This window comes from Pseudofrankia saprophytica, assembly GCF_000235425.2.
GTDB lineage: Bacteria > Actinomycetota > Actinomycetes > Frankiales > Frankiaceae > Pseudofrankia > Pseudofrankia saprophytica.
Map to the genome: position 1 here is coordinate 3,664,411 of NZ_KI912266.1, position 13,663 is coordinate 3,678,073.

The window sequence follows — 13,663 nt, forward strand, 5'->3', positions numbered from 1 at the left end:
TATGAGTGATCTCTTCTGGCCCGGTGACGAGCGCGCGGGCGATCTGGTCACCGAGGCGGCGTGGCTGGCGGCGATGACGAGGGTCGAGCAGGCGTGGCTCGACGCGCTCGCGCGGGCGGGCATCGCTCCGGAGACCGTCGACCTCGCCGGGATCGTCGGACCCGGCGAGCTCGCCGCCGTGGCCCGCGAGGCGGAGGGCGCCGGCAACCCGGTGCCAGCGCTCGTGACGCGGTGGCGGGAACGCGCGCCCTGGGCACACCGTGGCCTGACCAGCCAGGACGTGATCGACACCAGCCTCGTCCTGCTGCTGCGCGACGTCGTCGAGCGCCTGCTCCAGGAGCTGCGCGGCCAGGTGGGCTCGCTCGCCACGCTGGCCGACGCGCACCGCGGCACGGTGATCGCCGGACGTACCCTCACCCAGCACGCCGTCCCCACGACCTTCGGGCTCAAGGCCGCCGGCTGGCTCACCGGCGTGCTCGACGCGGCCGACTCCCTGCGGCGGGTGCCGCTGCCGGCGCAGTTCGGCGGCGCGGCCGGGACCCTGTCGGCAGCCGTCGAACTCGCCAGGTTGCGCCGGGTGGCTGATCCGGTCGCCGCCGTGTCCGGCGCCGTGGCGGACGCCGCGTCCGTTCTCGGCCTGCGGGCCGCGCCTGCATGGCACACGACCCGCACGGCGTTCGCCGCGATCGGCGACGCGCTGGTCGCCTGTGTCGACGCCTGGGGGCACATCGCGACGGACACGGCGACACTGTCCCGTCCCGAGATCGGTGAGCTCGCGGAACCTTCCGGTGACGGGCGCGGTGGATCGTCGACGATGCCGCAGAAGCACAACCCCGTCCTGTCGGTGCTCATCCGCCGCGCGGCCCTCACGGCGCCGCCGCTGGCGTCGACGCTGCACCTGGCGGCGGCGCTCGCCGGGGACGAGCGGCCGGACGGCGCCTGGCACGCCGAGTGGCCGGCGGTCCGTGACCTGGCCCGCCGGACGGTCGTCGCGGCAAGCCAGACCAGCGAGCTGCTTCGCGGGCTGCGGGTCGACGACGCCCGGATGGGCGCCACGGCCAGGAAAGCCTGGGCCGAGCTGACCGCTGAGCGCCGCTCGATCGCCGCCTTCGCCGGCGGCGAGCCGTCCGGCGACGACTACCTCGGTGTGGCCGACACCGTCGTCGCCGACGTGCTCGCGCGCGCCCGCGGCTACCTGGAGGACACGCGATGACGGTTCCGCGCCTCACGGGCGCCCGGCTCTCAGGCCGCCCCCATCAGCCACTCCTGGTGGTCGGCCCATCGCTGGGCACGTCGTCGGCGGTTCTGTGGTCCACGGCCGCCGGTCTGCTCGGCGACGTCTTCCACGTCGTCGGCTGGGACCTGCCCGGCCATGGCGGCGCCCCCGTCGCCGGGTCCTTCACGGTCGCCGAACTCGCCCAGGGCGTCCTCGGCTATGTCGACGAGGTAGGCGCGGCCCGTGGCGACGGCGCGCCCCGGTTCGCCTACGCGGGCGTCTCGCTCGGCGGCGCCGTCGGCCTGCGGCTGCTGCTCGACGCCCCGGGCCGCGTGGAGCGCGCCACGCTCCTGTGCACCGGTGCGAAGATCGGTGAGGCGGGGGCCTGGCACGACCGAGCCGTGACCGTGCGCGCGTCCGGCTGCGCCGCCATGGTCACCGGCTCGGCCCAGCGCTGGTTCGCGCCCGGTTTCGCCGACCGGCAGCCGGCGGTCGTTGCGGAGCTGCTGCGTGATCTCGCCTCTGTCGACGCGGAGGGATACGCGTGGGCCTGTGAGGCGCTCGCCGACTTCGACGTCCGGGACCGGCTGGCCGAGATAGCCGCGCCGGTGCTCGCCCTCGCCGGTGCTCAGGACGTGGTGACCCCGCCGGCCAGCCTCCGGCAGATCGCGGACGGCGTGCGGGACGGACGGCTCGCCGTGCTCGACGGCGCCGCGCATCTGGCCCCGGCCGAGCAGCCACGGCAGGTCGCGGACCTGCTCCGTGGCCAGCCGCCCGCCCCGTCGCCGACCGTCGACGAGCTGTACGACGCCGGCCTGGCGGTGCGCCGGCAGGTCCTCGGCGACGCCCACGTCGACCGCGCGACCGCGGCGGCCACCGACTTCACGAACGAGTTCCAGCGGTTCATCACCCGGTATGCCTGGGGCTCCATCTGGACCCGGCCCGGGCTCGACCGCCGCAGCCGCTCGATGATCACGATCACCGCGCTCATCGCCCGCGGCCATCACGAGGAGCTCGAGATGCATGTCCGGGCCGCGCTGCGCAACGGGCTGACCGTCGAGGAGATCAAGGAGGTCATCCTGCAGAGCGCGATCTACTGCGGGGTCCCGGCCGCGAACACGGCCTTCAGGATCGCCGCGCAGGCACTGCGGACGCAGGGGGAGCAGTGACCGGGCGCCGACGGCGACCCGCGACGCCCTCCTGGGCCGACGCACCGCCGGCAGGCGGCCGGTGCGCGCGTTGGTGCTCAGATTCCTCGGGCCTCGAACGGAGCGCTCATGACCGTGATCGCCACCATCACTCGCACCCGCGTCGCGATCGTCGGCGGCGGGCCGGCCGGGCTGATGCTCTCCCACCTGCTCCACCTCGCCGGGCTGGACAGCGTCGTCGTCGACAACCGGACGGCCCACACCATCGAGACCACGCACCGGGCCGGCATCCTGGAACGCGACAGCGTCCGCCTCCTGGTCGACTCGGGCGTCGACCGGGTGCTCACGGACGGGCACCGGCACGAGGGCATCTCCCTGCGGTTCGCCGGGGCCAGCCATCGGATCGATTTCGAGGGCCTCATCGGCGCCTCGTGCTGGCTGTATCCGCAGACCGACGTGTTCGTCGACCTCCACCGGGCCCGCACCGGCGACGGCGCGGACCTGCGGTACGGCATCAGCGACACCGAGGTCCTCGACGTTCTGGACGCGCCCCGGGTCCGGTACACCGACGTGGACGGCCGTCGCCACGAGATCACGGCGGATCTGGTCGTCGGTGCTGACGGCTCGCGGAGCATCTGCCGAGCCCTGGTCGACGGGGCCACGCAGTACTTCCGCGAATATCCGTTCGCCTGGTTCGGCATACTCGTCCAGGCACCGCCCAGCGCGCCCGAACTGGTCTACACCCGGGCCCAGCAGGGATTCGCACTCATCAGCCAGCGCACCGCGTCGATACAGCGAATGTATTTCCAGTGCGACCCGAGCGAGAACGCCGACGACTGGTCCGACGACCGCATTTGGGACGAGCTGCAGCGCCGGGTGGCCGGCGAGGACGGTTTCCGGCTCCAGGAAGGGCCGGTCATCGAGCGGACCGTGCTCCCGTTCCGCAGCTTCGTTCAGGCCCCGATGCGGTACGGCCGGCTGGTGCTCGCCGGCGACGCCGCGCATACCGTGCCGCCGACCGGTGCCAAGGGCCTGAACCTTGCGCTCGCGGACGCCCGGCTCCTCGCCGAGGCCATCGAGCGGGCACTCGTCAAGAACGACCAGGCCGCCCTGGACCGCTGCGCGGGCCAGGCGCTAGGCCGGGTATGGAAGGCCCAGCACTTCTCGTACTGGATGACCAGCATGCTCCACCTCGTCCCGGGCGCGACCGCGTTCGACGAGTTACGCCAGCTGGGTGAGCTGGACAGCCTCGTCTCCTCCCGGGCCGGTACCACCTATCTCGCCGAGGGCTATACAGGCTGGCCCACGCGCTGACCGGCGCGTCGCGATAGCCCGTCCGGTCCCGCCGACGGTCAGGATGGCAGACGCAGGACCGGCTTGACGACGGTGCCGGCGTACGACGCGTCGAGTGCCTTCTCCACGTCGGCGAAGTCGAAGAACTCCACCAGCCGGTCGAAGGGGAAGCGGCCCTGGGCGAACAGGTCCATCACCGCGGGAATGAGCTGGGAACTCAGGCCACTGCCGCCGAGAAGGCCGATGATCCGCTTGCCCCACAGCGTGGAGATGTGGTCGAGGGTGAATGCGGCGCCGGCCGGTGCACCCCCGATCAGGTAACAGGTGCCGAGCATCCCGACCGAGTCGGCGGCCTGCCGCACGACGCTGATCACTCCGGTGCACTCCAGGGCGAGGTCCGCCGGGCCGCCGCAGATGCCGTGGACGGCGGCGACGGGATCGACGTCCGCGGCGTTGACGACGTCCGTCGCCCCGAGCTCGGTCGCCAGCCGCAGCCGGCGGTCGTGCCGGTCGACCGCGATGATGCGGGTCGCGGGGGAGTTGCGGGCAGCCATGATGGCCGCGAGCCCGACGGTGCCCACGCCGTAGACGACGAGGCTGTCGCCCGGGCCAGGGCGGGCGTCGTTGAACACGGCGCCGGCCCCGGTCGAGATCCCGCAGGCCAGCGGGCCCATCAGCTCGAGGGGGAGGTCGTCGGGAACCTTCACCAGCGCGGCGGCTGTCGTGAGCGAGTGGCTGGCGAACGACGACTGCCCGAAGAAGTGGCTGTGCAGCGGAGCGCCGGAGGAGCGGCGGAACGCGGATTCGCCACCGAGGCGGCCACCGCCCGCGAGGGCATCGCCCAGCCGGGCGCAGTAGCGGGGCTGGCCCCGGTGGCAGTTGCGGCACTGGCCGCAGGACGGCCAGCCGATGACGACACCGTCACCGACGCCGACTTCGGTGACTCCGGGGCCGACCGCGGCGACGCGCCCGGCGCCCTCGTGCCCCAGGACGCCCGGTAACGGGAAAGGCAGGTCGCCGTGGCGAGCCAGCCCGTCGGTGTGGCAGATGCCGGTCGCGACGAGCCGGACGAGAACCTCTCCCGGACCCGGTTCGTCGAGTTCGACCGTCTGGATGCTGAACGGGCCGTCATGCTCCTCGACGACAGCCGCGGAGATCTTCATGCGCGCGGTTCCCCGTCCGACTCAGAAAGGATAGGTGGCTGGCTGATCGCGCATGGTGATCCATCGGGTCTCCGTGAATGCCTCGACGTTGGCCGCCGGCCCGCCGAATCGAGCACCGGTTCCGGAGGCACCCACACCGCCGAACGGGCTGTTCGCCTCGTCGTTGACGGTCTGGTCATTGATGTGCACGATTCCGGTCGGGATCCGATCCGCGAGTGCCAGCGCGCCGACGGCGTTTCTGGTCACGATTCCCAGCGCGAGGCCGTATTCGCCGCGGGTCAGCTCGACCGCCTCGTCCAACGTGGAGAACTTCGCCACCGGGGCGATCGGGCCGAAGATCTCCTCGGCGAAGGCGCGTGAGTCGGGGGGCACGTCGGCGAGCACCGTGGCCTGATAGAAGAGCCCCGTGTAGGTGCCGCCCGCGGCGACGCGCCCGCCCGCGGCGACCGTGTCCGTCACGATCTTGTGGATCTTGTCGCGCTGGCCGGCGTCGATCAGCGGGCCGAGCGCGACCTGGGCGACGGCGGGGTCGCCGACGGGGAGGGCCGCCGCCTTCGCGGCGAGCTTCGCGACGAACTCGTCATACAGCCGCTCGGACACGACGTGCCGCCCGGTCGTCATGCAGATCTGGCCCTGATGGAAGTAGGAGCCGAACGCCGCCAGCGTCACGGCCTCGTCGACGTCCGCGTCCTCCAGCACGACCATCGCCGAGTTGCCACCGAGCTCGAGGTGGGCGCGCTTGAGGTGCCTGCCCGCGAGCTCACCGACGCGGCGGCCGGCCTGGGTGGAGCCCGTGAAGGAGATGACCCGCACCGCCGGGTCCACGACGAGTGCCTCCCCGACGTCGGCCCCGCCGGGGAGGACCTGCAGCACGCCGGCGGGCAGGCCCGCCTCGGCGAAGACACGGGCGATCGACACGCCCCCCGTCACGGGGGTGCGCGGATCGGGCTTGAGGATGACCGCGTTGCCGAGTGCCAGGGCGGGCGCCACCGAGCGGATGCTGAGGATGAGCGGCACGTTGAACGGAGAGATGACCGCCACGACGCCGGCCGGGACGCGGCGCGCGAGCGAGAGCCGGGGCTGCTCGCTCGGCAGGATCTCGCCGGTGGGCCGGCCCGGCAGCGCCGCTGCCTCGAAGCATTCCTGCTCGGCTGTGTGCACCGAGAACCCCGCCATCGCCGGGATCGCGCCGACCTCGCGGATGTTCCATCCGGTGATTTCCGCGGCGTGCTCGGCGAACAGCGCGCCCGCGCGGCGCAGCACGGCTGCGCGCTCGGGATGAGGAAGGGCGGCCCATGCGCGCTGCGCCTTCACCGCGGCCGCGCCGGCGCGCGCGACGTCGGCGGCGCTGGCCATGCCGATCTCGCCGAGCGAGTCGCCGGTAGCCGGCTCGATGATCTTGGCTATTCCGGCAGAACCAGGCCCCCAGGCTCCCTCGATGAAGATGTTGCCGGTCCAGGTGGCGGGTTCGAGCAGCACAGCGTCTCCCTAGCTCCCGAATGGTCGTCCGGGACGCTATGGCGACGATCACAGCAAGGCAATCCAGAGTTCCGTTCGAGGAACTGCTGTTCTATCCACCGGAACCGTCCAGGGTGCCGAGGTACCCCAGCCGCGACGAGATCTCTCCCGCTGTCCGCCGCAGTGGTCCCTCGAGGCGGCGCGCCACAGCCTCCATCGAGGCGTTCCACGCGCCGAGGTGAACGGAGATGTTGACCGCCGCGACGGCCTGCCCCGAGCGGTCGCGTACCGGCGCCGCGATCGAGCGGAGGCCGGGAGCGAGTTCCTCGTCGTTGACGGCGAGGCCGTCGGCCACCACCTTGGCCAGGATCGTCGTCAGCTGTTCGCGGGCCGTCACGGTCTTGGGCCCGCGACGCGCCAGGTCGGTCCGGTCGAGGATCGCGCGCACGGTCGCGGGATCGCGGTAGGCGAGCAGGACCTTTCCCATCGACGTGCAGTACGCGGGCAGCCGCGCCCCGACCTGGATGTTGAGTTCGATGCGGAACGCGGCCCGCGTTGGGCGCCTGCGCTCGATGTACACGATGTCCGCGCCGTCGAGCACCGCCATGTTGGCCGTGTGGCCCGTCTCGTCGGCGAGGGTCTGCAGGGGCCGGGCCGCGACCTTGCTGAGCTCCAGCGAGGACAGCGCCGCGAAGCCGAGCTGGAGTGCCTGCGGGCCGAGCGCGTAGCGCCGCGTGCCGGCGTCCTGTTCGACGAAGCCGAGGCTCACCAGGGTCGCCATGTAGCGATGGCAGGTGCTCTTGCTCAGCCCGACCGCGCGGCTGATCTCCACCAGCCCCAGCGGGGCCCGCTCGGCGCCCAGGGCCGACAGGACCGAGAGCCCGCGTTCCAGTGCCTGGCTGGTGGAGGCGATCGGGTCGCCATCGGGCGTTGCCGGCGCGCCGGTGCCGTTCGAGGCCATGCCCGCACCGTAGCGGAACGCGGTTCCAGCTGCTGGAACGAATTGTTGACACGTGGCGTGCGTCACGCGAATCATCCGGCGACCCCACAACCCATGGAGGACACCGGTGACCCCTTTAGGTAGACCCGAGATCTGGGTTCCGGACCGGCGAGGACTTCTGAAGGCCGGCCTGGGTGTCGCGGCGATGGCCACGGCCGGGCCGGTTCTGTCGGCGTGCTCGGTCAGGGGCGGTGGGGGCGGCGGCTCGACGCAGACAATCAAAATTGGTTTCGTCAGCCCGCGGACAGGGCCGGCCGCGGCCTTCGGTGAGCCGGACTCGTACGTGCTCGGCCTGGCCCGGGGCGTGCTGAGCAAGGGCCTGACCATCGGCGGCAAGAAATACGACGTGCAGATTTTCGACAAGGACGGTCAGTCGGACCCCCAACGGGGCGGTCAGGTCGCCAACGACCTCATTAGCGGGACCGGCGTCGACCTGATGCTCACCACATCGACCCCCGAGACGGTGAACCCCGTCTCCGACGCCTGCGAGGCGGCCGGGGTGCCCTGCATCTCGACGGTCGTGCCGTGGGAGGCCTGGTACTTCGGCCGCGGCGCGAAGGAGTCGGACAAGAAGGCCTTCAAGTACGTCTATCATTTCTGCTTCGGTGTCGAGCAGTTCGCCAACGCCTACACGACGATGTGGCCGCAGGTCGCGACCAACCGCAAGGTCGGCGTCATGTGGCCCAACGACGCCGACGGGAACGCCATCCGCGCGGCGCTCGGGCCGAAGCTGCAGAGCGCGGGATACACGATCACCGATCCCGGTGCCTACACCGACGGCACGAACGACTACTCGTCGCAGATCGCGAGGTTCAAGGCCGAGGGCACGGAGATCTTCAACACCTTCCCGCTTCCGCCCGACTTCGCGACCTTCTGGCATCAGGCGGCCCAGCAGGGATACAAACCGAAGATCGCCCAGGTCGCCAAGACCGGCCTGTTCGCCTCCCAGGTCGAGTCCCTGGGCTCGATCGGCGTCGGCCTGGCCGGTGGCGCCTACTGGACACCGACCTACCCGTACACCTCCTCGCTGACGGGCATCTCCTCGAAGGACCTGGGCGCGGGCTACCAGCAGAAGACCGGCAAGCAGTGGACCCAGCAGCTGGGCCCGAGTCTCGCGTTGTTCGACGTCGCGGCGGCCGCGCTGAAGGCGGCGCCGGACCCCAAGGACAAGAGCGCGGTGGCGAACGCGATCGGCGCCCTGTCGGTGGAGACGTCGGTGGGCAACCTGCAGTGGGGCAAGGGCCCCAACGGAAACGTCGTCGCGACCCCCATCCTCGGCGGTCAGTGGGTCCCAGCCACCTCGGGCAAGTACCCGCTCGACTTCGTGCTGTGCGAGAACTCCTCCGACCTGAAGGTTCCGGTCGCCGCGCAGCTCAAGCCCTACGGCACATGACGGCGGGCACCACGGTGGCGGCCGGGAACGCGTCCACGCGCGACAGCCAGGCGCAGGGAGAGCTCGTCGCGCGCGGCCTGTCGGTCCGCTACGGCGACGTGCGGGTCCTCGACAGCGTCGACTTCCACGTCGGCGCCGCAGAGGCGGTCGGCATCGTCGGACCCAACGGCGCGGGCAAGACGACCCTGCTGTCCGCCCTGTCGGGTACGGTGCGCCCGGCCGCGGGCACGATCAGCCTGCGCGGCACGGAGATCACCCGCCTCGGCGCCGAACGCCGCTGCCGGCTGGGCCTCGCGCGGGCGTTCCAGGTGCCGAAGCCGTTCGGCGGGATGACCGTGCTGGAGAACGTCATCGTGGGCGCGGCCCACGGCGGCCAGCTACGCCGACGCGAGCGCTTCGACCGGGCCATCGAGGTCGTCGAGGTGTGCGGCCTCGCCAGCCTCGCCAACCGCCGCGCCGAGACGCTCGGACTGCTGCACCGCAAGCGGCTCGAACTGGCCCGGGCGCTGGCGACCGGTCCGACGGTCCTGCTCCTCGACGAGATCGGCGCGGGGCTGACCGACTCGGAGGCCGACGAGCTCGTCGGCACGATCCTGCGGCTTCGCGAGCGCGGAATGTCCCTGGTGTGGATCGAGCACATCGTGCATGTGCTGGTCCGCGTCATCGACCGTCTCGTCGCGATGGACGCCGGGAAGATCATCGCCGACGGTGATCCGGACACGGTGCTGCGGGACGCGACGGTGGTGGACGCCTACCTCGGGAAGACACGCTCATGACGGCGCTGGAAGTCACCGATCTGCATGCGAAGCACGGCCTGCTCCACGCGGTCCGAGGGGTCTCCCTCTCGCTCGTCGAGGGGGAGACGCTCGCGCTCGTCGGCGCCAACGGGTCGGGGAAGACGACGTTGTTGCGGGCGATCGCCGGCGCGCATCCCATCGACGCGGGCCACGTCCGGCTGTTCGGCGAGGACATCACCACCGTCCCGGCTCACCGGCGGGTGGCCAGGGGGCTGGCTCTGGTCCCCGAGGGCCGTCGGCTGTTCCCCGAGCTCACCGTGCTCGAGAACCTCCAGGTGGCCGCGCGGCGCGGCCGGAAAGGGGAATGGACCGTCGCCACGGTTCTCGACGCCTTCCCCATGCTGCGCCCGATTGCCGGAAGGCTGGCGTCGCGGATCTCCGGCGGCCAGCAGCAGGCCGCCGCCATCGCGCGCGCCCTGGTGACCAACCCGCGAGTGCTCCTCATCGACGAGGCGTCTCTCGGGCTCGCCCCCGTCGCCGTGGACGCCGTCTATGAGTCCCTGACCCGCCTGCTGACGGCCGGCGTGACCGTCGTCCTCGTCGAACAGGACCTCGAACGCGCGCTCTCGGTCAGTCAGCGGGTCATCTGCGTCCTCGAAGGCCGCGTCGCACTCGAGGCACCCACGCCGTCGGTGACCCGCGAGCAGGTCACCGCCGCCTACTTCGGAATCGGGTCCGCGCCCATACCCGACCGCGCGTCGAACCCAACCGACGTCGCCAGCGCGGAAGTAGGGACATCGTGAACATCGTCAACGCCGTCGTCCAGGGCATCTTCCTGGGCAGTCTCTACGCGCTACTCGCCTGCGGGCTGTCACTCATCTTCGGAGTCATGCGGATCATCAACCTGGCGCACGGCGACCTCGCCATCCTCGGCGCGTTCCTCGTCTGGCTGGTGACCGACCAGACGGGCCTGTCACCGTTCCTCGCGATCCCGCTGGTTCTTCCCGCGATGCTCGCCGTGGGATACGGGCTGCAGCGCACGGTCCTCGCCCGCAGCCTCCGCGGCGGACCCCTGGTGCCGCTGTTGGCGACGTTCGGGCTGTCGATCGTGCTGCAGAACGGGTTCCTGCAGGTGTTCTCCCCGGATGTGCGCTCGCTCGGCTCCGACGTCGGCACCCTGTCGACCGGCAGCTGGAAGGTGGCCGAGGACCTGTCGATCCCCTATCTGGGCGTCGTGCTGCTGGTCGTCTCGGTCGTGGTGCTCGGCGGCCTGCACTACACCCTGCGCAGGACCCCGTTCGGCCGCGAGATGCGGGCCACCGCGCAGGATCCGGACACCGCTGGACTGGTCGGGATCCCGGCCTCGGCGGTGTATGCCCGCGCCGTCGCCATCGCCGTGGCCACCGCGGGCATCGCCGGTGCCTTCCTCGCCATCCGGACCTCCTTCGGCCCAGGCAGCGGCCCGGCCCAGCTGATCTTCGCGTTCGAGGCCGTCATCATCGGTGGCCTGGGCTCGCTGTGGGGAACGCTGGTCGGCGGCATCGCGCTCGGGGTGGCGCAGACCATCGGGGCCACGATCGACCCTCAGTACTCCATCCTCGCGGGCCACCTGCTCTTCCTCGTCGCGCTCGTCCTCCCGCGTATCAAGGCCCTGGCTCCCCGGAAGGCCCTCGCATGACTTCCACGCCCGTCGCGACCCGGGCCGCCAGCCACCCAGCCCAGTCCCGCATCGCCCGCTCGACCCCGGCATCGAAGGCGATGTCGGGTGTCCTCCTGGTTCTCGGGGCCGCGCTGTTCGCGGTGCCCATGCTGTTCACCACGAATGTCGTCCTGCAATGTACGAACCTGTTCATATTCATGATTCTCGCGGTCATGTGGAACGCTCTCGCGGGCTATGGAGGGATGGTATCGGTCGGGCAGCAGGCCTTCATCGGATTCGGCGCCTACGCGACGATCTGGCTTACCCATCAAGGCATCTCGCCGTTCCCTTCCATGATTCTCGCCGCCGCTTTGTCTGCGGTTCTCGCTGCGGTCGTGGCCCTTCTCGTGCTGCAGCTCAAAGGCGGTCACCTGGCCGTCGGCACGTGGGTGGTCGCCGAAGCGCTCGGGCTTCTGGTGGTACTCGACAAAGGCCTCGGCGGTGGCACGGGGGTCTCGCTGCAGGGTCTGAACTCCTACGCCCCGGAGCTGCGCCGCGCCTACATCTACTGGCTGACGCTGGCGGTCCTGATCGTCCTGCTCGGCGCCCTGTTCCTGCTGCTCCGGCTGAAGACCGGCTCCGCGCTCCAGGCCATCCGGGACGACGAGGAGGCGGCGGCCTCGCTCGGGGTACGGGTCCGGCCGCTGAAGTTCGGGATCTTCGTTCTCGCGGGATTCGGCTGCGGCGCGGCGGGTGCGCTCATCCTCGCGAACACGTTGTTCATCCAGCCGCAGTCAATCTTCGGGGTCCAGTATTCGGCCTACATGATCTTCATGGTGCTGGTGGGCGGTCTGGGTACCTTCGAAGGGCCGATTCTCGGGGCAATCATCTTCTTCGTCGTCCAACAGCAATTCGCCGACCAGGGGGCCTGGTATCTCATCGGCCTCGGGGTGATCGCGGTCCTGTTCGCGCTCTTCCTACCACGCGGGCTGTGGACGGTCGTCAGTGACCGTCTGCCCGTCCAGTTGCCACTCGGATATCATCTGTACACGGCCCCACAACCTGTGAAGGAGCGGCGCAGCTGATGGCCCAGTCCGCGACGTCCGGCGACACGCGGCGCAACGGGGCGATTGGCGGACCAACCACCATCCGTCATTACATCGACGGCCAGTGGGTCGACTCCTTCAACGGACGTACCTACGAGAGCCACAGCCCGTGGAGTGGCGAGGTCATGGCGACCGTCGCCGCTGGGGACGCGGACGACGCCCGCGCCGCGATCGACGTCGCGCAGCGGGCGCTCACTGACTGGTCGAGCTCGCTGCCGCATGAGCGTCAGCGCATCTTCCTGCGAGCGGCGGAGGTGCTGGATCGGCGATGGGACGAGCTCATCGTCCTGCTGGCCAGAGAGACTGGCTGTGGCCGTCACTTCGCCGAGGTGCAGGTCCGCTTCGCGGGCGCCCTCCTGCGGCAGTGCGCGGCCCTTCCCTATGCCGCCACGGGCCAGCTGCTGCCGTCGGACCAGCGGGGGACCTACTCGCTGGCAGTGCGTCAGCCCGTGGGCGTCGTGGGCGCGATCGCGCCGTGGAACGCGTCCCTGACGCTGTCGGCCCGGGCGATCGCGGGACCGCTGGCGCTGGGTAACACCGTCGTGCTGAAACCCTCGGAGGAGGCTCCGCTCACCGCCGGCGCGGTGTGGGCCCAGGTGTTCGAGGAGGCCGGCCTGCCACCGGGCGTGCTCAACGTCGTCACGCACGCGCCGGGCGAGGCGAGTTTCATCGGCGACGAGCTGCTGGCCAACCCGCTGGTACGACGGATCAACTTCACCGGTTCGACCGCGACGGGGCGGCGGCTGGCGGAGGCCGCAGGCCGGCACCTCAAACGGGTCGTGCTGCAGCTCGGCGGACAGAACCCGCTTCTGGTCCTCGCGGGCGTCGACCTCGACTACGCGGTCAACGCCGCCGCCTACGGTGCCTTCGTGCACCAGGGCCAGGTGTGCATGTGCGCGCGGCGGATCTTCGTGGAGGAGTCCATCGCGCAGGAGTTCTCCCAGCGATTCGCCGCCAAGGTATCCGCTTTGCCCATGGGCGATCCCGAGGATTCCGACACCGTCATCGGGCCCATCATCAACCACTGGGCGCTGTCGCTGCTCACCCGCCGGGTGGAGCAGGCGGTCGAACGAGGCGCACGTATCCTGGCCGGCGGAACCCCCTCGCCGCCCTGTTTTCCGGCGACGATCCTCACCGACGTGCCGGACGACATCGAGCTCGCCGTCGACGAGACCTTCGGGCCGGTCGTCGTCCTCGAGGTCGTCAGAGATCGCGAGGAGGCCATCGCGCGAGCCAATGCCTCCGGCTTCGGACTGACAGCGGCCGTGCTCGCGGCCGACCCGCAGGAAGGTCTGGAAGTGGCACGTCAGCTTCAGGCGGGAATCGTCCACGTCAACGACCAGCCAGTGAACGACGAACCCCAGATGCCCTTCGGGGGCGTCAAGGAAAGTGGCTGGGGACGATTCGGCGTCGGCTTCGCGGTCGAAGAGTTCACCGAGGCCCGGTGGATCACCGTACGCCGGCAGGCGCGCGAGTTTCCGTTCTGAGCAGCTAGCCGGCATGGGCCCGT

At 70.9% G+C, this 13,663-nt stretch carries 12 protein-coding genes; 9 read left to right on the plus strand and 3 right to left on the minus strand.

What is annotated here, in order from left to right:
* Position 1: 1 nt before the first annotated feature.
* The 3 genes from FRCN3DRAFT_RS0215260 to FRCN3DRAFT_RS0215270 all read left to right on the plus strand — a co-directional run bounded on the left by FRCN3DRAFT_RS0215260 (position 2) and on the right by FRCN3DRAFT_RS0215270 (position 3,678).
* Positions 2-1,213 carry a lyase family protein gene (locus FRCN3DRAFT_RS0215260; RefSeq protein ID WP_007512510.1) on the plus strand — a complete coding sequence of 404 codons (1,212 nt, stop codon included), beginning with the start codon at positions 2-4 and terminating at the stop codon, positions 1,211-1,213.
* A complete protein-coding gene (pcaDC, locus tag FRCN3DRAFT_RS0215265; RefSeq protein WP_007512508.1) occupies positions 1,210-2,385 on the plus strand; it encodes a bifunctional 3-oxoadipate enol-lactonase/4-carboxymuconolactone decarboxylase PcaDC in 1,176 nt (391 codons plus the stop codon). The genes FRCN3DRAFT_RS0215260 and pcaDC overlap by 4 nt, the downstream gene beginning before the upstream one ends.
* Before the next feature lie 108 nt (positions 2,386-2,493).
* Positions 2,494-3,678, plus strand: coding sequence for a 4-hydroxybenzoate 3-monooxygenase (locus FRCN3DRAFT_RS0215270; protein WP_007512507.1), 1,185 nt, complete (start codon positions 2,494-2,496; stop codon positions 3,676-3,678).
* A gap of 38 nt (positions 3,679-3,716) precedes the next feature.
* On the opposite strand, the gene FRCN3DRAFT_RS0215275 is transcribed toward FRCN3DRAFT_RS0215270, so the two are convergent.
* The 3 genes from FRCN3DRAFT_RS0215275 to FRCN3DRAFT_RS0215285 form a co-directional block, all read right to left on the minus strand.
* Entirely contained in the window at positions 3,717-4,820 is a 1,104-nt protein-coding gene (locus FRCN3DRAFT_RS0215275; protein WP_007512506.1) for an NAD(P)-dependent alcohol dehydrogenase, read from the minus strand.
* A 21-nt stretch (positions 4,821-4,841) separates the two neighbouring features.
* A complete protein-coding gene (locus FRCN3DRAFT_RS0215280) occupies positions 4,842-6,299 on the minus strand; it encodes an aldehyde dehydrogenase family protein (RefSeq protein WP_007512505.1) in 1,458 nt (485 codons plus the stop codon).
* Between the two features lie 91 nt (positions 6,300-6,390).
* Entirely contained in the window at positions 6,391-7,239 is an 849-nt protein-coding gene (locus FRCN3DRAFT_RS0215285) for an IclR family transcriptional regulator (protein WP_007512504.1), read from the minus strand.
* A gap of 106 nt (positions 7,240-7,345) precedes the next feature.
* Between FRCN3DRAFT_RS0215285 and FRCN3DRAFT_RS0215290 the strand changes: the two genes are divergently transcribed.
* From FRCN3DRAFT_RS0215290 to FRCN3DRAFT_RS0215315, 6 genes are read left to right on the plus strand one after another with little or no spacing between them, the layout of a single operon-like run.
* A complete protein-coding gene (locus FRCN3DRAFT_RS0215290; protein WP_007512503.1) occupies positions 7,346-8,671 on the plus strand; it encodes an ABC transporter substrate-binding protein in 1,326 nt (441 codons plus the stop codon).
* Positions 8,668-9,447, plus strand: coding sequence for an ABC transporter ATP-binding protein (locus FRCN3DRAFT_RS0215295; RefSeq protein ID WP_007512502.1), 780 nt, complete (start codon positions 8,668-8,670; stop codon positions 9,445-9,447). The genes FRCN3DRAFT_RS0215290 and FRCN3DRAFT_RS0215295 overlap by 4 nt, the downstream gene beginning before the upstream one ends.
* Positions 9,444-10,211 (plus strand): ABC transporter ATP-binding protein, encoded by a 768-nt coding sequence (locus FRCN3DRAFT_RS0215300; RefSeq protein WP_007512501.1) that lies wholly within the window; start codon positions 9,444-9,446, stop codon positions 10,209-10,211. Before FRCN3DRAFT_RS0215295 ends, FRCN3DRAFT_RS0215300 begins: the two co-directional genes overlap by 4 nt.
* Positions 10,208-11,086: a branched-chain amino acid ABC transporter permease gene (locus tag FRCN3DRAFT_RS0215305; protein ID WP_007512500.1), complete on the plus strand. Its 879-nt coding sequence runs from the start codon at positions 10,208-10,210 to the stop codon at positions 11,084-11,086. The genes FRCN3DRAFT_RS0215300 and FRCN3DRAFT_RS0215305 overlap by 4 nt, the downstream gene beginning before the upstream one ends.
* A complete protein-coding gene (locus FRCN3DRAFT_RS0215310; protein WP_007512499.1) occupies positions 11,083-12,132 on the plus strand; it encodes a branched-chain amino acid ABC transporter permease in 1,050 nt (349 codons plus the stop codon). Before FRCN3DRAFT_RS0215305 ends, FRCN3DRAFT_RS0215310 begins: the two co-directional genes overlap by 4 nt.
* A complete protein-coding gene (locus FRCN3DRAFT_RS0215315) occupies positions 12,132-13,640 on the plus strand; it encodes an aldehyde dehydrogenase family protein (RefSeq protein ID WP_007512498.1) in 1,509 nt (502 codons plus the stop codon). The genes FRCN3DRAFT_RS0215310 and FRCN3DRAFT_RS0215315 overlap by 1 nt, the downstream gene beginning before the upstream one ends.
* Positions 13,641-13,663: the final 23 nt, after the last annotated feature.

Coding starts and splice junctions, on each gene's coding strand:
- FRCN3DRAFT_RS0215300 (WP_007512501.1), top strand. CDS start 9,444: ATGACGGCGCTGGAAGTCACCGATCTGCATGCGAAGCACGGCCTGCTC.
- FRCN3DRAFT_RS0215285 (WP_007512504.1), bottom strand. CDS start 7,239: ATGGCCTCGAACGGCACCGGCGCGCCGGCAACGCCCGATGGCGACCCG.
- FRCN3DRAFT_RS0215260 (WP_007512510.1), top strand. CDS start 2: ATGAGTGATCTCTTCTGGCCCGGTGACGAGCGCGCGGGCGATCTGGTC.
- FRCN3DRAFT_RS0215315 (WP_007512498.1), top strand. CDS start 12,132: ATGGCCCAGTCCGCGACGTCCGGCGACACGCGGCGCAACGGGGCGATT.
- pcaDC (WP_007512508.1), top strand. CDS start 1,210: ATGACGGTTCCGCGCCTCACGGGCGCCCGGCTCTCAGGCCGCCCCCAT.
- FRCN3DRAFT_RS0215295 (WP_007512502.1), top strand. CDS start 8,668: ATGACGGCGGGCACCACGGTGGCGGCCGGGAACGCGTCCACGCGCGAC.
- FRCN3DRAFT_RS0215310 (WP_007512499.1), top strand. CDS start 11,083: ATGACTTCCACGCCCGTCGCGACCCGGGCCGCCAGCCACCCAGCCCAG.
- FRCN3DRAFT_RS0215275 (WP_007512506.1), bottom strand. CDS start 4,820: ATGAAGATCTCCGCGGCTGTCGTCGAGGAGCATGACGGCCCGTTCAGC.
- FRCN3DRAFT_RS0215270 (WP_007512507.1), top strand. CDS start 2,494: ATGACCGTGATCGCCACCATCACTCGCACCCGCGTCGCGATCGTCGGC.